The 20389-nt window shown below is 49.7% G+C and carries 15 protein-coding genes and 1 other annotated feature; of the genes, 9 read left to right on the forward strand and 6 right to left on the reverse strand.

Annotated features, from left to right (window positions below; translation table 11 throughout):
* The first annotated feature begins 92 nt into the window (after positions 1-92).
* Entirely contained in the window at positions 93-2372 is a 2280-nt protein-coding gene (locus tag ACFPYJ_RS08655) for a poly(ethylene terephthalate) hydrolase family protein (RefSeq protein WP_379187695.1), read from the forward strand.
* 79 nt (positions 2373-2451) lie between these two features.
* Positions 2452-2693 (forward strand) — a binding site (T-box leader).
* A gap of 49 nt (positions 2694-2742) precedes the next feature.
* Entirely contained in the window at positions 2743-4623 is a 1881-nt protein-coding gene (locus ACFPYJ_RS08660; RefSeq protein ID WP_379187696.1) for an arginine--tRNA ligase, read from the forward strand.
* Positions 4624-5406: 783 nt separating this feature from the next.
* Here the strand turns inward: ACFPYJ_RS08660 and ACFPYJ_RS08665 are convergent.
* Positions 5407-6429 carry a LacI family DNA-binding transcriptional regulator gene (locus ACFPYJ_RS08665; RefSeq protein WP_379187697.1) on the reverse strand — a complete coding sequence of 341 codons (1023 nt, stop codon included), beginning with the start codon at positions 6427-6429 and terminating at the stop codon, positions 5407-5409.
* A gap of 125 nt (positions 6430-6554) precedes the next feature.
* On the opposite strand from ACFPYJ_RS08665, the gene ACFPYJ_RS08670 reads away from it, so the two are divergent.
* The 4 genes from ACFPYJ_RS08670 (at position 6555) to ACFPYJ_RS08685 (ending at position 11142) form a co-directional block, all read left to right on the forward strand.
* Entirely contained in the window at positions 6555-8345 is a 1791-nt protein-coding gene (locus ACFPYJ_RS08670; RefSeq protein ID WP_379187698.1) for an L-fucose isomerase, read from the forward strand.
* Between the two features lie 153 nt (positions 8346-8498).
* Complete coding sequence (locus ACFPYJ_RS08675; protein ID WP_379187699.1) at positions 8499-9158, forward strand: class II aldolase/adducin family protein; 660 nt, start codon at positions 8499-8501, stop codon at positions 9156-9158.
* Positions 9159-9184: 26 nt separating this feature from the next.
* Positions 9185-10675 carry a rhamnulokinase gene (locus tag ACFPYJ_RS08680; protein WP_379187700.1) on the forward strand — a complete coding sequence of 497 codons (1491 nt, stop codon included), beginning with the start codon at positions 9185-9187 and terminating at the stop codon, positions 10673-10675.
* Between the two features lie 38 nt (positions 10676-10713).
* Positions 10714-11142, forward strand: coding sequence for an RbsD/FucU family protein (locus ACFPYJ_RS08685; protein WP_379187701.1), 429 nt, complete (start codon positions 10714-10716; stop codon positions 11140-11142).
* A 46-nt stretch (positions 11143-11188) separates the two neighbouring features.
* Here the strand turns inward: ACFPYJ_RS08685 and ACFPYJ_RS08690 are convergent, their stop codons facing one another.
* From ACFPYJ_RS08690 to ACFPYJ_RS08705, 4 genes are all read right to left on the reverse strand, one after another.
* Complete coding sequence (locus tag ACFPYJ_RS08690) at positions 11189-12292, reverse strand: GerAB/ArcD/ProY family transporter (protein ID WP_379187702.1); 1104 nt, start codon at positions 12290-12292, stop codon at positions 11189-11191.
* A 5-nt stretch (positions 12293-12297) separates the two neighbouring features.
* Positions 12298-12543: a hypothetical protein gene (locus ACFPYJ_RS08695; RefSeq protein ID WP_379187703.1), complete on the reverse strand. Its 246-nt coding sequence runs from the start codon at positions 12541-12543 to the stop codon at positions 12298-12300.
* A gap of 18 nt (positions 12544-12561) precedes the next feature.
* The gene (locus ACFPYJ_RS08700) at positions 12562-13770 is read right to left on the reverse strand and encodes a Ger(x)C family spore germination protein (RefSeq protein ID WP_379187704.1); all 1209 of its coding nucleotides are present in this window, start codon (positions 13768-13770) and stop codon (positions 12562-12564) included.
* A 71-nt stretch (positions 13771-13841) separates the two neighbouring features.
* Complete coding sequence (locus ACFPYJ_RS08705; RefSeq protein WP_379187705.1) at positions 13842-15308, reverse strand: spore germination protein; 1467 nt, start codon at positions 15306-15308, stop codon at positions 13842-13844.
* 142 nt (positions 15309-15450) lie between these two features.
* Here ACFPYJ_RS08705 and ACFPYJ_RS08710 point away from each other — a divergent pair, with 142 nt between their 5' ends.
* Positions 15451-15591: a hypothetical protein gene (locus ACFPYJ_RS08710; protein WP_379187706.1), complete on the forward strand. Its 141-nt coding sequence runs from the start codon at positions 15451-15453 to the stop codon at positions 15589-15591.
* Here the strand turns inward: ACFPYJ_RS08710 and ACFPYJ_RS08715 are convergent.
* Positions 15588-16403 (reverse strand): DUF2935 domain-containing protein, encoded by an 816-nt coding sequence (locus tag ACFPYJ_RS08715; protein WP_379187707.1) that lies wholly within the window; start codon positions 16401-16403, stop codon positions 15588-15590. The genes ACFPYJ_RS08710 and ACFPYJ_RS08715 overlap by 4 nt on opposite strands.
* A gap of 287 nt (positions 16404-16690) precedes the next feature.
* Here ACFPYJ_RS08715 and ACFPYJ_RS08720 point away from each other — a divergent pair, with 287 nt between their 5' ends.
* Both ACFPYJ_RS08720 and ACFPYJ_RS08725 read left to right on the forward strand, forming a co-directional pair.
* Complete coding sequence (locus ACFPYJ_RS08720; protein ID WP_379187742.1) at positions 16691-17638, forward strand: glycoside hydrolase family 43 protein; 948 nt, start codon at positions 16691-16693, stop codon at positions 17636-17638.
* Positions 17639-18097: 459 nt separating this feature from the next.
* A complete protein-coding gene (locus ACFPYJ_RS08725) occupies positions 18098-20284 on the forward strand; it encodes an alpha-galactosidase (protein ID WP_379187708.1) in 2187 nt (728 codons plus the stop codon).
* Positions 20285-20389: the final 105 nt, after the last annotated feature.

Consider the following 20389-nt stretch of genomic DNA (forward strand, 5'->3'; position numbering starts at 1 on the left):
GTAAGCCGCCGTTCCCTATATAATATAGGCAATATACTGATTCTTGCGACTGCACAGACAGGTGACTAACGCCCAAGGAGGCGGAGATAAAGGTGGACTTACAGCTGCAAATCGAACCGTCACTTCCACTTGGCAATGAGCCGCCTGTACGCAAACGTTTCTCTATCTTCAAGTGGCTGATGAATCGAATGAATGCGACTTTTCAATATGACACTGTTTTTTGGCGGACTTCACTTACCGGTGTGTGGACGGTCTATTCCATCGTTCTCATTGTAACGATTCTTGGTATGCCTACTGGACTAGGCCTTATTTTCGATATATTAGCAATGACACTCGTAGGTACGGTTGGTTTGGCTATTGCTGCCGTTATCATAGCATTCCTGTTATCGCTCTTGTATATACCAGTGCCAAGGTTATTTGCAGGAGCGGTTCTATTCACCGGTTATATCGTGGATTATGTACTGGAACGTGCTGATATTGATTATCCGCAATCGCTTATATTGGCGGCTATAGTAGCGGGCTGTGGTATTCTGGGCGGTCTGATGATCGGATTAATTTCAAACCCGAGATTACATCCTTCGCCCAAAATCGCTGTCATTACTGCCGTAACATTAGGCTGCATCTCATTAAGCTTCTGGCCGCCACAGAATAACGGTACATCGGTAACCGCATCAGTGCAAGATGAAGCTGAAGAGGATGGAACAGCTGCGCTTCAGAGCGCTAACCCGAGTGTTCCCGGGTCTTTCCAGTACCGCTCTTTCACTTACAGCAGCGGACAGGACCGGCACCGCGATGAATTCGGCAAAGGGACAGATCTTGTCTCAAGTACCGTTAATGCATCTGCATATATTAAGAAATGGCCTTGGCTCAGAAGCTTCTTCTGGGGCTTCGACCAAACGGAGCTGCCGCTGAACGGCCGGGTGTGGATGCCGGAGGGCGAGGGGCCATTCCCGCTTGTGCTTATCGTTCACGGCAATCATCTCATGGAACAATTCTCGGACGAAGGTTACGGTTATTTAGGCGAGCTGCTTGCCAGCCGCGGTTTTATTGCGGTTTCGGTGGATGAGAATTTCCTGAATTACTCGGTATGGGCAAGCATCCCAAATCAAGATATGAAAGTAAGGGCATGGATTCTGCTGAAGCATCTCCAGCAGATTGATACTTTCAGCAAGCAAGGCGGTAATCCTTTCTCCGGTCAGGTTGATATGAAGAATGTAGCGTTAATAGGGCACTCCCGAGGCGGTCAGGCTGTCGCGATGGCGGCTGACAGCTCCAAGTGGTTCTCGGATGATAAGTCCCTAAAGGGGATTGAGTCCTATCGGATCGGGGCGGTTATCGGAATCGCTCCTACGGATAAAGCCGTAGACAAGCGGTCGGCATCGCTTACGGACACGAGCTATATGACCCTTCAAGGGGCAAGCGACGGGGATGTAGATACGTTTAATGGTGAGCGTCAATATATCCGGACTACGATTACGCCGGGATCAGAAGCATTCAAAACCTCGCTCTACATCGGAGAGGCGAATCACAGCCGGTTCAACACCTCGTGGGGAACGATGGATGACAGTTTGCCGGGCGGCCTTCTGCTTAACCGGAGGGATATGATTGCGGCGAATGATCAGCGGCAAATCGCGAAGGTGTATATCTCTGCATTTCTCGAATCCGCTTTGCACGGCAGTGAGGAATATAAAGAATTGTTCCGTGATTATCGTACAGGATCGGCATGGCTGCCTGATGCGACCTACATTAACCGTTATGAGGACGGGAGCTTCCGGGAGCTTGCGAGATTTGATGATGATTACAGTAAGCAAACTTATAGAAATGGCGTGACAGCAAAAGCTGAGGATTTGGTCTGGTCGGAGCAAACGGCAGAGGACCGGGATCATAATGGGAAGGGAACGCGCGGTGCCGTGCTGGAATGGAAGGCAAACGGAGGCCGGTTCACGATGAAGCTTCCTGAGAGTTTGAATGAAACGCTCAGAGCGGACGAATCAGCAAATTTAGCATTCTCGATGACGAACCTGGAGAGGGATCTGAAACTTTCAAATGAGGTTCCCGCGCCTTCCATATCGATTGAATTGCAAAGCCGTAACGGTGCTGTTGCTATGCTCCCGCTTGACAGCTTCATGACAGCCATAGAGCTTCCAAAAACGACGTTTACCATTTTTCCTTGGCTGGAGAAGGAAATAAAAGACGGCAAATACAAGGAACCTTCCGAGCCTGTATTCCAATTCTATCAGCTGCCGCTCGAGCGGTTCCGGGAAGTGAATCCGCAATTTAATCCGGAGCAGCTGTCGCAGATAACCTTTCAATTCCGCGATGGACCAGGTAAAATTATGCTCGATGATATTGGAATTGAAGCAGGTGAATGACAGCGGGAGGGAATCGTTTGACAATTCCGATTTCTTCCTGTATAAATACGTTTAAGCCATGAATTTTGGAAACATATCTCCAACATTAATGAATGGGACAGTAGTCCATGACAGAGAGTCGCAGCGAGCCGGGTTAGTGGAAGCCGGTACGGATGTCTAGGATGAAACGGACCCAGGAAATGGTTTGCCGAACGGTTGCTTAAGTGATTCGCACCCAGTAGGCAAATCCGGTCGTAGACCGTTAACAATGCGAGTGGTCGGGCCTGATTCAGGCTTGACACTTAGAGTGGTACCACGGGAATTCAAGCTCTCGTCTCTTATTTTAGAGACGGGAGCTTTTTATATTTATACCGAAAGGGAGAGGAAAGCCATGATGAAGGATGAACTTGCTGCAGCAGTCAAGGGAGCCGTGGAGGAATTAATGACAGATGCGAACCAGGAGCCTCCTGCCGGACTGCAAATCATTATCGAGCACCCGGTAAGTCCGGCTCATGGTGAATACAGCCTTACGGTCGCGATGCAGCTGGCCAAAATTCTCAAGAAACCGCCGCTGTTTATAGCAGGTGAAATCAAGGCTAAACTGCTTCTGCATGATTCAATCCGTTTAGGATTCAGCAAGATCGAGGTTGCTCCGCCGGGGTTCATTAATCTCTATCTGGACTGGGCCTATTGGGCCGCCGGTCAACAGGTTCCGCATACTAGCAAAGCAAATAAGGCTGTGTCATCCAAAGTTGTCATTGAACATACTTCAATCAATCCGAATAAGTCAGCCCACATCGGCCATCTGCGTAATTCATGCATTGGCGATACGCTGGCCAGATTGCTCAAGAAGTCGGGTCATCAGGTGGAGGTTCACAATTACATCGATGATTTGGGCAATCAATTGGCAGACACGCTTGTCGGCATTGAACAGATGATTTCAGAGCTGCCTTTCGATCGTTTCGGCGATTTCTGCTGGGACATTTATTCAAAAATTAATAAGGCCTATAAGGAAAATCCGGGTCTGCTCGAGGAACGTGTACGCGTTCTTCATGAACTGGAGAAGGGGAATTCGAATACGGCCTGGATGGGGCTGCTGGTTGCGGAGCGTATCGTTCGCGAGCATTTGGAGGAGATGAAGCAGTTCGGTATTCATTATGATGTTCTAGTATGGGAGAGCAGCATCGTTCGAGAGGGCTTCTGGAGCAAAACCTTTGAATTGCTGCGCACAACGCCGGTTTTTCAGCAGGAGACAGAGGGCAAGCTTGCCGGCTGCTGGGTGCTGAAGCAGGAAGGCGGCGAAGCAGAGACAGGGAATCATGAAGACTTTAACGCGGACAAGGTGTTGGTGCGCTCGAATGGCATTTTGACCTATACGGCAAAAGATATCGCTTATCATTTATGGAAGTTTGGCGTCCTGGGACAAGATTTTCGATACAAAAAATTCGCCGATCGTCTATGGTCCACCGACTCGCAGGGTATCAAGAAAAGAATCGGCCGAGCGGATATGGTTGTTAATGTGATTGATCATCGACAAGAATACCCGCAGATGATGGTGAAGCAAGCTCTGTCCGCGCTCGGATTCGAGCAGCAGGCGAGGCAGCTGAGACATGTCAGCTACGGTGTTGTCTCCCTGAGTCCCGCTACTGCTGCCGGGCTTGGTGTGGATACCTCCGATCAGAAGCATTCCTACGCCATGTCGGGCAGACAGGGGATCGGGATCAAAGCGGACGATTTCCTCAATCGCATGGAACAGATCATCACAGCCAAGCGCTCCCGTCGTGCAGGGCTTTCGAGCCGGACGATCGCTGCAGCATCCATTCGTTATTATCTGTTAAGATTCCATCTCCAGACGGAAGTTGTGTTCGATTTGGAGCAGGCTACCGAGGTATCCGGCAATACTGGAGTATACTTGTTGTACACGTATGCGCGCTCCTGCAGTATTCTTCGCAGAGCGAAGCAAGCACCAGGACTTGATGAGAATGAAGCCATACCAATGGATAATCTGGAAATGCAAGAATACAGCTTGCTGAGACAGCTCGCTTATTGGCCTGAAACGCTGGAGAATGCGGTGAATGAGCTGTCCCCGAACCATCTGTGCACCTATGTGCATGAGCTGACCAATTTATTCAATCATTTCTATGCGGCCTGTCCGATTTTGAAGGCTGAGGGCGGTAAGAGGAAATTCCGTCTTTGGCTGACGGAGCGGTTTCAAGCCGTTCTCCATGAGGGATTGGAAATACTCGGATTACCTACGCCGCAGCATATGTAATTGAATCTTGGCTGGTCATGGTATATGGAATGTACATAGAAACCGTTCCTTTCGCAGCTGGGTGGTGTTATCTCCCTTCCACAACGGGATGGTTTCTTTGTTTTTACAAATTTCAAAATAAGGATGGGGCTGCCCTTAAGCCTTCCTTATGGCCCTTTGGGACAGCACTGATTGTCATTGTGCTCACACCGCGGGCAGCCCCCGGCATGAGGTGTGGCGCTGCAGGACGGCGGTCAACCCCATATCACTTTCCTGGCACAAGATACTTGTTGAACCTTGGCCTATACTGGAATTGGTACAGTTAAAAGGAGTGCCATCCGATCGTGGATGCCTCTATACTGCAATCCATACAGTTAAATCGTCCCAAATGATCCTCTTGGAGCTCAATTAGGCATTTATAACTGGAAATCTCCAGTATAGCGCTATTTTGAACATCTAAAGCCCGAAATAGATGTATAAATCCAGTATAGATATCCATCGCCCGTGTGGATGACTGTCAACACGTATAGATATCCATCACCCGTGTGGATGACTGTCAACACGAATTGCCCCCAGCACGCGCCGGGAGCTGCGAGCCGCGGTTCAGAAAGTAAAGCCGCGAATGTCGAATACGCAGGCGAATCATTCAATCAAGTGTAAACGAGGTTAGCACCCGCAGTCTCTTTTGTTAGATTGGAGAAGCCTATCGGCAAAACGGACGGTATCAGGGATTCGTATTAAGAGGGGGAGGCATCGTTCTACTTCATCAGGCACGATTACCAAACGAAGGTCGAATTCCTTAGGTCAGCGGTTTTGCTTTAGGGGCAGAACTGAGCGCCGGATGATCAGCTCCGCCGGCAGAACGATTTTCTTCCAAGGCTGCGGACTTTCCCGCTCTTTAATCCGCTCGATGAGCATTTGCATGCCGAGATAGCCGAATTGGTAAGCCTGCTGGGCGGCAACAGTCATGAACGGATCCATCTGCGAATAGGGCCCAAAATCATCGATGCATACGATTGAACGATCCTCAGGAATACGCAAGCCCCGTTTGCGAAGCAGGCGGATGACTTCTACAGCCAGCATGTTATTGCCAGCGATAATGGCCGTTGGAGCAGGCTCCATTTGATCCAGCCATTGTTCAATTTCGATCAGATCGTTTAGAGGGCCGAAGCTGGTTTCCAGCACTAAAGTTTCCTCGTATCCGATATCATTCAGTTTAAGCGCCTCCTGATATCCCTGCAGCCTAAGGCGCGCGCTGGAGATGGAGGATGAGCCGTTAATCATGGCAATTCGGCGATGACCCTGCTTAAGCAGATATTCGACTAATCCGCGCGCACCTTCTTTGCTGTCACCGAGCACGATATCGCATTCGATACCCGGCACCTCACGGTCAAGCAGGACAAAAGGAACCTTGTGCTGCTGCAGGGATTTCAAATGTGGAAGCGAGGGGTCGCCGGCAGGAGCAATCAGCACCCCATCTACCCGGGAGGATAGTATCGTCGACATATAATCGGCTTCCTTCTCCAGGCTTTCATCACTATTGCCGAACAGCAGCCGGTAGCCGCTTTTCTTGGCGGCATCCTCGGCTCCGCGAGCAAGCGTTGTATAGAACGGATTTGTAATATCCGTAATGAGCAGAAACAGGATATGGGTTTGCTGCAGCACGAGGCTTCGTGCGGTATGATTCGGAACGTAATGAAGTTCTTCCATCACTTTCCTCACCTTTGCACGCGTTTTATCACTGATTTTCCCCGTGTTATTGATAACTCTAGAAACAGTCATAGCAGAGACATTTGCCTTTTCCGCGATATCGTAGATTGTAACCATCAGCCTTGCTCCTTATCGACAAATCATCCTTTTATATTACAGAAGAAAGTCATTGACAGCAAGTTCTTTCACTGTTATTTTAGGGTTATCGGTAACATTATATCTATTATTGAGGAGGCAATATCATGACTGATACATCGTATCGCTTTCAAGGGAAATTTCCAAAAATCGGTATCCGTCCAACCATTGACGGCAGACGCAAGGGTGTCCGTGAATCCTTGGAAGAACAAACGATGGAAATGGCAAAATCAGTAGCCAAGCTGTTCGCAGAACATTTGCGGTACCCGAATGGAGAACCGGTCGAATGCGTAATCGCGGATACTTGTATCGGCGGTGTTGCAGAATCTGCAGCCTGTGCGGATAAATTTCTGCGCGAGGGCGTAGGCGTATCGCTTACTGTCACTCCATGCTGGTGTTATGGAACAGAAACGATGGACATGGATGCTTCCATCCCCAAAGCCGTGTGGGGGTTCAATGGAACTGAACGTCCGGGCGCTGTTTATTTGGCTGCGGTTCTGTCCGGTTATGCCCAGAAGGGCCTTCCGGCCTTCGGTATATATGGCAATCATGTTCAAGATGCGGGAGATACTTCGATTCCGGATGATGTACGAGGCAAGCTGATCGGTTTTGCCAAAGCGGGTTTAGCTGTAGCTTATATGCGTGGAAAGTCTTATCTGTCCATGGGCTCGGTATCGATGGGAATCGCGGGTTCAATCGTGAATGACCAATTCTTCCAAGAGTACCTCGGCATGAGAACAGAGTATGTGGATATGTCCGAATTCGTCCGGCGGATGGATGAAGGGATCTATGATAGTGCGGAATTCGAGAAAGCGCTTACTTGGGTGAAGGAGAACTGTAAAGAAGGCCCTGATAATAATCCGGAGAGCATTCAAACCTCACGTGAACAAAAGGATAAAGACTGGGAAACCGTTGTAAAAATGACCCAAATCGCACGTGATCTTATGGTCGGGAATTCCCGCCTTGAAGAGCTCGGCTTCGGGGAAGAGGCAATGGGGCATAACGCAATCGTTTCCGGTTTCCAGGGGCAGCGCCAATGGACGGATCACTTTCCAAACGGAGACTTTCTGGAGGCGATTCTTAATTCGTCGTTTGACTGGAACGGCATTCGTGCGCCTTACATGGTTGCCACCGAGAATGACAGCCTGAACGGCACGGTTATGTTATTTGGATATCTCCTGACGAATACGGCACAGATTTTTGCTGATGTTAGGACCTACTGGAGCCCGGAATCGGTTGAACGGGTAACGGGGCATAAGCTGGAAGGCGCTGCTGCAAACGGGCTTCTGCATCTCATTAACTCGGGTCCGGCAACTCTGGATGGAACAGGCGAACAGTCCCAAGGCGGCAAACCGGCAATGAAACCATTCTGGGAAATCAGCGAGACAGAAGCACAGCAGTGCTTGGATGCGACTTCCTGGCGGCCTGCTTCAGTTGAGTATTTCCGCGGCGGCGGCTATTCCTCCGATTACTTAACTCGCGGCGGTATGCCGATGACGATGTCCCGCATTAATCTTGTGAAGGGGATCGGTCCAGTGCTTCAAATTGCGGAAGGCTATTCGGTTGATCTTCCGGAGCATGTTCATGAAACGCTTGATAAACGGACCGATTCCACGTGGCCGACGACCTGGTTTGCCCCGATTATTACCGGAGAAGGCGCATTCCATTCCGTGTACGAGGTGATGGATAATTGGGGTGCGAATCACGGCTCAATCAGCTATGGCCACATCGGTGCGGATCTGATTACACTGGCATCCATGCTTCGGATTCCGGTCAGCATGCACAATGTGCCGCAGGAAAATGTTTTCCGTCCTCGTGCATGGGGCCTGTTCGGTACCAGTAACCCTGAAAGCTCGGACTATCGGGCATGCCAGAACTTTGGACCTTTATATAAATAACGCAGCTTATGCTTCCGAAGTGGGTTTTGCGGCTTGCGGGAAGCTTATTTAGAAGTATGCAAATAAACGCCAGCTTAGCTTCCGAAGTGGGCTTTTTGCTTGCAGGAAGCTCACTTCAGGAAGCGGGCAAAGAAACTTTTAGGAGGACTCCTAATGTCCAGCTTAGATATTCGTATGGAGCTTTGCAGGTATGCGAACAAAACAGTTGCGAATAAATTGGTAGTAGGGCCCGGCGGCAATATCAGTGCCAAGTTTGAAGGAAAAATGTACCTGTCCCCAAGCGGCTTTGCGCTGGATGAAATCGAGCCTGAGCAGTGGGTCGAGGTGGATATCGAGTCAGGGGCCATCACGGATAACGGGCTGCGCCCTTCCTCGGAGGTCTTGATGCACTTATACGCTTATCGGGCGAATCCGAATATCGGTGCCATTGTTCATACGCATCCGCCTTATTGTATCGCGTTTACGCTTGTGGAGCAGGAGCTGCCGGTCATGTTCCCGGATCAAGCTGCGCTGGTCGGTAAGACGGCCTATATCCCCTATGTGCTGCCGACGACGGATAAACTGGCCGACGCGTTACTTGAGAAAGTGAATTCTGCCAGCTCTATTCTCCTTGGCAATCATGGTTTAGTGACGACAGGCCGTAATCTTCGGGAAGCTTATTACCGCACGGAGGTCGTAGAGGAGAGCGCGAAGATCTTCCTCATTGCAACCGCGATTAAGAAGCCAAAGGCGCTTACTGATGAAGAATATGAGGAGATTGCTTCACTGGAGAGCGAAGCCTATCGGATCCAGCTGCTGCAGAAGATGAAATAACGTTCTGTCAATAGGGAGGTGGCAAAATGAGTTTGCTGTCTACGGTGCTGGCCTTTGACCTTGGAGCGAGCAGCGGACGGGCATTGATCGGCGAGTTCATTCAATCCGATGACGATGCAAAGCCGAAGCTTCAGTTAAAGGAAATTCATCGATTTCCCAATCAGCCCATCCAGGTCGGCAACCACCTGCACTGGGATATACTGCGTCTGCTGCATGAGATAAAAACAGGCATTCGGATCGCATTTCAAGAAGGCTATAAGCCGCAGACGCTGGGCATCGATACTTGGGGTGTTGATTTTGGGCTGCTTGATCGAAACGGAGAGCTTCTCGGCAGCCCCTATCATTACCGGGATGCGCAGACAGAAGGGCTGATTGAAGAAGTAGACGGAATGATTGGCAGGGATGTTTTATTCCAGCAGGGCGGCTTACAGTTTATGCCCTTTAACACGATTTATCAGCTGTATGCGATGAAGAAAGCCTCATCACCCAAGCTTGATATGGCACAGACGCTGCTGTTAACGCCGGATCTGCTCGCTTACTTCCTTACCGGGAAACGCAATTGCGAATTTACGATGGCAACGACGACCCAGCTGTTTGATCCGCGCAAGCAGGCTTGGAATACGGGTTTGATGGATCGCCTTGGCATTCCTTCACGGCTCTTCCTGGAGCCGGTGGCACCCGGAACAGCTATCGGACCGCTCTCTGATGTTGTCTGCAGGGAGCTGGAAGTCCCGCCCATCCAAGTGGTTGCGGTAGGGACGCATGATACGGAATCTGCTATTACAGCCGTTCCGGCAGGTGATGAACGTTTCGCCTACCTGGTATGCGGGACATGGTCCTTGCTGGGGACCGAGCTGAAAGAGCCGCTTCTTACACCAGAGACGCTGTCGCTGGAGTTTTCTAATGAGGGCGGCGTCGGCGGCACCTATCAGCTCCTCAAAAACATTATGGGACTGTGGATTTTACAAGAGTGCAAGCGGGAGTGGGATGAGCAGGGCACTGTCATTTCTTATGAAGAGCTTGCGCAATTAGCCGAGAATGCCGAGCCTTTCCGCAGCTTGATCCAGCCCGATGATCCCAGGTTTTATTCACCTTCGGGCATGGTGGAGAAAATACGGAGTTTCTGTCAGGAGACGGATCAGCCTGTTCCAAAGACCAAAGGGCAAATCGCCAGATGCATATTAGAGAGCTTGGCGCTGCGTTATCGCGAGGCGCTGGAGCAAGCAGAGAAACTGACGGGGAATGTCTTCAGCGGATTGCATATGGTTGGAGGCGGCATTCAGAATAAACTGCTTTGCAGGCTAACCGCTGGAGCTCTAGGGCGTCCGGTTTGGGCCGGCCCCGTCGAAGCGAGCGCAATTGGTAATATGCTCATGCAGCTCGTATCGAGGGGGCATTGCGATGGTCTATTATCAGCGCGCAAGCTCTCAGCGGCTTCATTTCCCGTTATGAGCTATGAGCCGGAAGAAACGGAATCATGGAATCAAGCTTATATCGCTTTCGGGAAGCTCAAATAATACCAATTTCATTTCAAAGTGAAAGTAGTGACCTTCCGATGTTAAACGGTATCCCTAAGATTATTTCTCCTGAACTGCTTAAGATTCTGATGGAGATGGGGCATAGTGACGAAATCGTATTAGCCGACGGCAACTTCCCTGCAGCCAGTCACGCTCAGCGGTTAATCAGGTGCGACGGCCATCCGATTCCTGAGCTTCTGGATGCGATTCTTCAGCTGTTTCCGCTGGATCAGTACGTGGAATATCCGGTTGCTCTCATGCAGGTAGTTCCAGGCGACAATACCAAGACCCCGATTTGGGCGGAATACAAACAGATTATTGAACATAGAGCAGGTCTGGCAGAGCCGTTTGAGGAAGTGGAGAGATTCAGCTTCTACGAGCGGGCGAAGCAGGCTTACGCCATTATTTCTACTGGAGAAGGCGCCTTATACGCGAACTTAATCCTCAAGAAGGGCGTTATTAAATAGATCTTCCAGCAGAATTTACCCAACCATCTACAACCGGTCTCACCGCTTACGAAGCGGCTGCGGCCGGTTTTTTCTTACGCAGTAAGGCAACGATGAAGACGATGAGCAGCGGCAAACCCGCACAGGTAAATCCCCACATCGGATGAATCGCACTGACTTCGAAGCCCCACTGCACATCCCCCTTCAAAATCGCCGTACAAGAAATAATGGCCATCAGCATCGCAAGCGGATAGATCAGCATCTTGTCTTCTTTGAGTCCGATCAGATGAATGCAGGTCTGATGGGCCGTGAACAGGACAATCGTTGTCTTCATAAAGGATGCCACGATAAGCGAATAACCGATTAAAGCTTCGATACGCTGGAATACATCTGCGATGTTGACGGTACGGGCCACCTCGAACAATGAATATTTGCGCTCTCCGGCGATGGGACCAAAGACGAAAATCGTTACGACTGTTGCAGCAACAAGGCAGAAGGCATTCCATAGAATCGCACTTGAGAGCTTACGCCCAAATTTCTTGCCGAGGCTGGGGACGTAAGGCAGAACCATGGAGAACAGCACAATTTCAACGTAAGGGAATCCGAACGAGAAGTAGACGCCATGAAGGAAAGGCTTCACGCCATCGGGCATAATCGGGAAAATATTGCTAGGGTGATAGTTCTTATAGGACATGATGATGATCAGAAAGACGAAGAACAGGACATTGCCCATTAATACCGGGAACAGACCTGTTATTTTGTCGATCCCGGAATGCACCGATACTGCAACCACCATGAAGGTCAGGAAGATAAACCAAAAGGCCGGCGTTTCCCGCATCATGGAGCTCTTCATAAACATCGCAATATCTAGGACGATTGCAGCAGCCATATGAATCTGATAGAAGAGAAAAGGCAATCCGAGCAGGAAGGTAATCGGTGTTCCAACGACCTCCCGGCTGTACTCAATGAAGCTTTTTCCCGGGAATACGCGAGCGAGCCAGATAACAGGAAAGGCAATCAGCAGACCGCATATTGCAGAGAAAATGAGACTGAGCCACGCCGAATTTCCGGCAAAGCTGATCAGCGGGCTTGGAATGTTAATGATGGAAGAGCTGGTCAGGAAGACAAACAGAAATAGAGCGGCTTGATTCGCTGTGATTGTTATCTTCATTCCGCTCATCCTTTCGGCTTAAACCATTTGATCAATGCGTCTGATGGGGGCTTGAGCACCGCGTTCGCTGCATCATAGTAAGTGACCCAGTGGAGCCATTCCTGATTGACGACCGTGTGATAGAGAATCATGATAATCAGCAGGCCGTAAACGAGCTTCACTCTGGTTGGCCGAGGCCCTTCCCGTTTTCCGATCAGATAATCGCTTGTTATCATTGCCGTTAATCCAATTAATACAATAAGCAATACCATCCGTTATCACCATCTTTATTAATCCGATTTTGTTTCGAGAAGCGATTTGCCGGCAGTGGTACCGTGCGTAATCATCAGAGCCTCCACATCGAAGTGAAATTCAATCTCGGGGAACATCTCCGGCCAATCCGGCTTCCACTTCCTCCACTTTGCAGGATGATATTTGTAGATATCATTCCCAATGTCAAGAAGATCTGCTTTATCCTTGCGTAAATGAGCAATAGCTGCTTTCATCTGCTTCTTCACTTCTTGGGCGATTCTTTTCTCGTAAGCGGATTCTTCCGCGCTGTTATTCATTGTTGTACAGGGAAGGTCTATCGCAGCGACTGAGGCATGAACACGGTAATTTACCGTAACGCGGTCATCCTGAAGCTTGATTGCCCGCTCGCTTTTCAAGCGTACGACCTCCAGAGATTCCTTAAGGATAGAAGCTTCTTCATTACCCTCTGATGGACATGGCAGTTGAATGATGCCGCTGTGATAGGTCTTGGTCAGCATGAGCAGCCCCTCGCTCTCGTAACTGGTTAGCTTATCCACCATTAAGCCGTTCTTAAGGACAGCAAGCCCCGCCACGCTGGGTTCTTTGCCTGTTTCCACCGGGCTAGTCGTCAAGTACGGAAGCACCGCGATGCCGGTTTGGCTGCGGAGCTGCAGCGCAAGAGTCAGCAGATTTATTTCCTCGGATTTGGCGCTGTACCTGGCAGCGGATTTCTCGCTTAAGAAATACTGCTGGCTGATCGTGCTCTCGATAAAGGGATGATAGTCAAAAAATTGCGATGCACTTCCTTTGGTGATAATGACTGAGCTGGTTAATCTTGGCTCATGATCCCGGTAGAACATATCCAGAAGCTTCGATATTTGAATTTTGCGGGCTATTTTCTCGCTGATTAGAATGACCCGCATATGGCTGAACTGTGCTTTTCTGCCCAAATGTATCGTCACATCCCGGACTGCTTCCATGACGGAATCATCCGTTGTTTTTACATTGATGTACGGATTGCCGACTTTGCCTTTCGCTGCTACAGATTGCGAAGGCTTGTACACTTGAAAAGTCAACAGAACCTTGCCGTTCTCGGATTCGTCTATGCCAACCCCCATCACGAAGGCCCTCTCCGGAAGCTCGGACCGGTCCCCGCAGGCAGATAGAAGGAGAGCCGGAATTACCAACAGCAGCAGAGTACGCGGGAGATGCAGAAGCTTCATCACGATGTTTTCCTTGCCGGGCAATAGCGGCTCACTTCCTTTCCTGGACTGGATGGGACTTGGGATTTTCTAAAGTCGGTGAAGACAGGACCGGACTAGTTCTTGGCAGTCGGCTTCTTATGACTGATCAAGCTGCGAAGAGGTTTGCGGTACACCGTATCCCGCAGCTGTCCGGTTATCCATGGCGCGAGCGGGATCATATAGGGAATACCGAGCGACTTCAACCGGACAAGATGATTCCATATCAGGAGATACCCGATCATTAAGCCAAAACCGCCCAGAACTGCAGCGAGCAGCATCAACGGAAGCTGCAGCAGCCGGAGGGATATGGCGAAATTGTACTGCGGCATGGAGAAGGAAGCGATCCCTGTTAATGCGGTTACGACGACCATGATCGGCGATGCGATTCCCGCGCTGATTGCAGCTTCCCCGACAACAAGCGCACCAACGATACTCACTGCCGAGCCGACCGGCCTCGGCAACCTTATCCCCGCCTCCCGAAGCAGCTCGAAGATGAAGCTCATAATAATGGCCTCAGCGAAGGCAGGGAAGGGGATACCCTCCCTGGAGTCGATAATGGCGAGCAGCAGAACGGTTGGAATGAGCTCCGTATGAAAAGTGGAAATCGCGATATAGATGCTCGGCAGTCCTAATGCAATCAGAAAAGATATTAATCTCAGGATTCGAATCGTATTGGCTAGCAACGTTCGCTGATAATAATCCTCGCTTGATTGCATCAGCTCGAAGAATAAACCGGGGCAGATCAGAACGCTCCCCGTACCTTCGACAAGAACAATGATTTTTCCGTTCAAAAGCGCTGCTGCAGCGATATCCGTTCGCTCGGTATACCTGTATTGGGGGAACGGTGTCCACGTTGAATCCTCGATGCAGTCCTCGATATAAGAGGTCTCCAATATATCCCCCTTGGGCAGTTGATTAATCCGGGAAACGAATTCCGTCAGTACATCCGGGTCGACGACCCCTTCCAAATAGCCGTAAGCAATCGTCGTTCTCGCGTAACCCGCGGTAGGGACATAATTGAATTTCATGCTCGGATGCTGGATGCGTGCTCGAATCATCCCGATGTTCTTCTTCAAATTTTCTACGGTGGATTCCCGGGGTCCTTGTACGACGGGTTCGGTTACCGGCTCATCCACCTGCCTGGTTTCAATATTGCCGGCCCGGTAGCTGATCACCTTATTCCAGCCATCGATGAAGATAATCAGGCTTCCGGAGAGCAGCAAGCGTTCCACAACCTCGAAATCATCGAGCAGTATGGCGCTTTCCTGTGAGGCAATATGCCTGCTGAAGCATTCGATAATCATCGCAAGCGAGACATCGGTACCGGCACCGATCTCCCGGGGAACGATATCCTGAAGCGTTTGTTTAAAGTAGTTTGTCTTCTTATCCAGCACCATCGTATCGAAATAAACGGAGACCGCTCTGTTCATCAAACGTGGTCCATACTGCCACGGAATAATGGATAAGTCACTGCAATCTTTAAATACGCTCTGAATATAAGCGATATTAGGTTCGATATGAGAGGAGATGGAAGTTGGCACGGGCTCCCGACCTTTCCAGTAATTCGCTTTTTTTACAGCGTACCAAAGAAAGGCGGATTTTATTCATCGCTGCCTGAAAGCGTATTGGATCGGTCAACTCGAGGGAACATTTGGGAAATGGCTGAAGGGAGGCTTACTGGCGGTGAAAGTGAAAGGATTAGGGACTTGGTCGATTTTTATGACACTGACATTGTCGGTGGGGCTGTCCAATCATGTCATCGTACTTCCGACTGTCCTTGAGGTAAGTGAACGTGATTGGAGCGGCATCTTTCTATTAGATTAGTTCCCGGCTCTAGGTTTGGTAGGATCGCAATCAGGGCGGGGCACGCCTGCAGCAGCTTGAGAGAGTTTAGTCAAATAATAGCACTCTTCCCGGTACATATGATCGGGGACTAGCTGTGTTAACGTGCCCAGCAATTCTTTTCGTACCGTGAGCTCCTCAACTTCGGACAGAAATTTCATGAAGAGGAGCATAACGGTATTCGCTTCTTGATTAAACCGGCGTAAAGCAGGGAAATCCGCCAAGTTAGTGCGCATATAACCCGCAAGCTCGATCGCTTTGAAATAACAGTTTTGAAAGTAGAGCTCGAATTCCCCGCTCTTGTTTTTCCAGCTCTTCTCTACCAGATCAAATTCGCCTGAGAAGGTGCCCGCGTGGCCGACTGCATCTTGAAGCCATAATAAATGCTGGTGAATCGCCGGTCCCGGAGGAGGCAGCTGGCCGCTTGTCAGTGCCGTAAAAACGCGCATCGCTTCCTCGAGCTCATTGACCATATGACTCAAAAACGTCGGGGCTAAGTGGATGTCGATATTCCCCGTTAGCGACCGTTGCAGCAAATGAAGTTTATAGGTACGCAATTGTGAGGTCCAAGGATTGACAGTTTGAAGCAAGGCAGCGATGCTCCCGCCATCCAGATTCAGCCGCGCTGAATCCAACAACTTATCAAAGGTTTGAATGAACTGCTGTGCACGGGATATTTCCGCAGCTTCTCCTGGAGCCAGCGCATCCCGGATAAACCTCGCATGATCGCCAAGTACCTGCAGCCAAAATCGGAGCTCAAAGAGCGCGCCGTCCTCAAAGCCCATTTTCGTCATGTTCCAGAGCACCCCTTTAAGATGGTATCATCTTCCTGTAATACACTATGTGAGTGCCGGCTTGTCAGATGCCTGTCTAGTGCACGGAGTCCTTTCTCAGATCGATAAAAAGCATGAAGTAAGCAGGTGATGGTTTTTCGACCGTCGAAATCTTACAGAAGCTCCTTATTTTTAGGAACTAATTAAGGCGTTTTCACAAACTTCAGCTAACAAGAGTCACTTATATAAAGATGAGATTGGTTTTGTAATTCATTCATCCTAAGCACGAACTAAGGGGGAGAGTACAAATTTCAGACACTTTTCGTAACCCTATTCTTGAACAAGCTGCAGATCCTTGGATATTGAGGCATAGTGACGGATATTACTATTTCATGTCCACACAAAATGGGAGACTAGAGCTCGTAAAGTCGGCTGCCTTGACCGATATTGCAAACGGGATTAAGAAAGTTGTCTGGGTACCCGAAGAAAATGGCCCATATAGTTATCATCTTTGGGCACCGGAGATCCATCGAATTGATGAAAAATGGTACATCTACTTTACAGCTAATGATGGTGGCGGGGATGATACAAGGCGAATTTGCGTGCTCGAAAACACAGAAAATGATCCTCTTTCGGATAATTGGATATGGAAAAGCGCAATCGCTACCCCTTATCCCGGCTTAGACGGGACTGTGATGATACATAAGAATAAACTTTATTTTTTATATGCAGGTTATGGTAAATTCCCCGACTATGGATCCGCCATTTATATAGCACGTATGACGAATCCGTGGACCCTTGAATCAGATCATGTGCTGCTTACTGCGCCAACATTAGATTGGGAAAAGCAAGGTGGAATGGCCATCAATGAAGGCCCCGTGATTTTAAAAAGAAATGGACTTATTTTTCTGATTTACTCAGCAAGTACGACTTGGTCGGAAGACTACTCACTTGGAATGTTAACAATGAACGAATCTGATGATCTCATGAATCCTGCCTCCTGGGAGAAATCTCCTCATCCGGTTTTCCAAAAAAGTATTGAAAACGGTGTGTTTGCTACAGGTCACAATAGCTTTACTGTATCTCCGGATGGAACTGAAGATTGGATTGTTTATCACGCGCTTCCTTCTCCGAATGCAGAGCTTCACTTACGCAGCACCCGGGTTCAAAAATTTGGTTGGCTTCCAGATGGAAAGCCGGATTTCGGTATTCCAGTCGGTATTTCACAGGATATCATTGTTCCCTCAGGCCAGTAATTTTTTCAATACGATTCTATATATTGCAGTAAATCATCTTGTAAAGGAAGGCGAGCCTGCTATTGGCTCGTCTTTTTGTGTCTCTAGATCGTGGTTCAAAATGAAAAAGGAATTGAATGAAATAAAAGGAAAAATGAGTGTTAGTGATTTAGACCGAAAAGCAGAGCAGCTACGTAAAAGACGAGGTATTGAAGACTTTTCTCTATGGCCTCCAGAAGCACTCAGGAGGCTTCAAGCTTGTTTAGAGAGAGCCGAATCCTACATTTCTCCATATTGAGGCTAAAAGCATCCATTTCACGGTCAAGGCCAAACTCCTATACTTGAATCGACATCCTTAAGCTGCGCTTTCGAGAAGAAGCACAGCTTCGCAAAACTTGAGCCTATGCTTCCGAAGCGAGTTTTGTTGCGAAGACACTCAGAAAGCACAGCCTCACAAAACTTTTAGGAGGACTTTATTCCATGGCGATTCAATTCGATGCTGCAAATCAGCTTTTTCACCTTCAGACCAAATCTATGAGCTATATCTTTCAATCGCTGCGCGGCTATCCGACCCATCTTTATTGGGGACGCAAGCTGAATGAAGCAAACCCGAACCGTTTGCTGGCTCGCGTAGAGAGAGCATCCTTTTCTCCCAATCCGGTCGCTGAGGACCGAACCATCTCACTTGATACGCTGCCGCAGGAATACCCGGGATACGGCACTTCTGACTTCCGAAACCCTGCATACTCCGTGCAGTTGTCCAATGGGACAACCGTAACGGAGCTTCAATATGTTTCACACCGCATCGTTTCCGGCAAACCGGCATTGGCCGGACTTCCCTCCGTTTACACGGAGAGTGCGGAAGAGGCTCAGACGTTAATGGTTACACTTGCCGATTCCACATCGGGTCTTGAGGTGGAGTTGTCTTATACGGTATTTGAAGCATTCGATGCAGTCATTCGTTCCACCCGAATTGTGAATGCAAGCGCTGAAGTGATGACGCTTCGCAGCGCTTTAAGCATGAGTGTAGATTTGCCGCATGACCGCTTTGATCTCCTGCAGCTTTCCGGAGCTTGGTCGCGTGAGCGTTACGTCCATCGCCGGGCGCTGACTCCTGGAACGCAATCGGTCGAGAGCCGCCGCGGTTCAAGCAGCCATATGAATAATCCGTTCTTCGCGCTTCTCTCCGAGGGCGCAACTGAGGATACAGGTGAAGTATTCGGTTTCAGCCTTGTGTACAGCGGAAGCTTCGTTGGCGGGGTTGAGGTTGACCAATTCCATACCTCCCGTGCGTATTTAGGCATTAATCCTTTTGATTTCAGCTGGCGTTTAGAGGCAGGAGAGTCCTTTCAAACTCCGGAGGCGGTTATGGTGTTCTCAGCAGCCGGTCTTGGCGGCATGTCGCATGTCTATCATGAGCTTTATCGTACACGCTTGTGCCGCGGCTCATTCCGGGATGCGGTTCGTCCGATACTTGTGAACAACTGGGAAGCGACGTATTTCAACTTTAATGCCGAGAAAATCGAGTCGATCGCACAAGCGGGAAGCGAGCTTGGCATCGAGCTGTTCGTTCTTGATGATGGATGGTTCGGAAAGCGCGACAGCGATAACAGCTCGCTTGGCGACTGGGTCGTTGATTATAAGAAACTGCCGAACGGCTTGAATGATCTGGCAGAGCGTGTGCGCAGCCATGGACTGCAATTCGGTCTGTGGTTTGAGCCTGAAATGGTGTCGCCTGACAGCGAACTGTATCGCGCTCACCCGGATTGGTGCCTGCATGTGCCTGGGTATCGCAGAACTGAAGGCAGGCAGCAGCTGATTCTGGATCTCTCCCGTGAGGATGTACAAACCTATATTGTTCAGTCGCTAAGTGAAATTCTGAACAGCGCCCCAATCACGTATGTGAAATGGGATATGAACCGGAACATGTCGGAGATCGGATCCGCGCTTCTGCCTGCTGAACGCCAGCGGGAAACGGCTCACCGCTACATGCTGGGGCTTTACAGCGTGCTGGAGCGGATTACGGCGGCCTTCCCTGAGATTCTGTTCGAAAGCTGCTCCGGCGGCGGCGGACGATTCGATCCGGGCATGCTTTACTACATGCCGCAGACGTGGACAAGCGATAATACGGATGCTGTCTCCAGACTGAAGATTCAATATGGAACAAGTATCGTTTATCCAATCAGCACAATGGGGGCTCATGTTTCAGCGGTGCCAAACCATCAGACAGGCAGAATAACGCCTCTTCGCACGCGCGGCGATGTAGCAATGTCCGGTAATTTTGGTTATGAGCTGGACTTGACGCAGTTCACGGAAGCGGATAAAGAAGAGGTTAAGCGCCAGGTTGCGCTTGTCAAAGAAGTCCGCGAGCTTGTGCAGTTCGGCACCTTCTACCGGCTGCTCAGCCCGTTCGAAGGAAACGAGACGGCTTGGATGTTTGTGTCGAAGGACCAGAAGGAAGTTTTCCTTGTGCATACGAGCGTTCTCAGTGAACCGAATGCTCCGCTTAGCCGGCTGCGGTTGAAGGGTCTTGATCCTAACCGCACTTACGAATGGATTGGGGAAGATCAAAGGATCGGCGGAGATGAGCTGATGTTTGCGGGTATTGCCAAAGACAGGCCGCATGGCGATTTTTCGAGTGTAAGCTACCGGTTCAGAGCCGTTTAGAATTCCGTATTCAAATGCCGTGTCCAGCTCCAAAACTTTGTGCCCCTGCCCGGTACAGCCGGAAGGACAACCTCATCAACTCTCGCATATGGTATAACGTATTCC

Source organism: Paenibacillus solisilvae (assembly GCF_042656405.1).
Taxonomy (GTDB): domain Bacteria; phylum Bacillota; class Bacilli; order Paenibacillales; family Paenibacillaceae; genus Paenibacillus_Z; species Paenibacillus_Z solisilvae.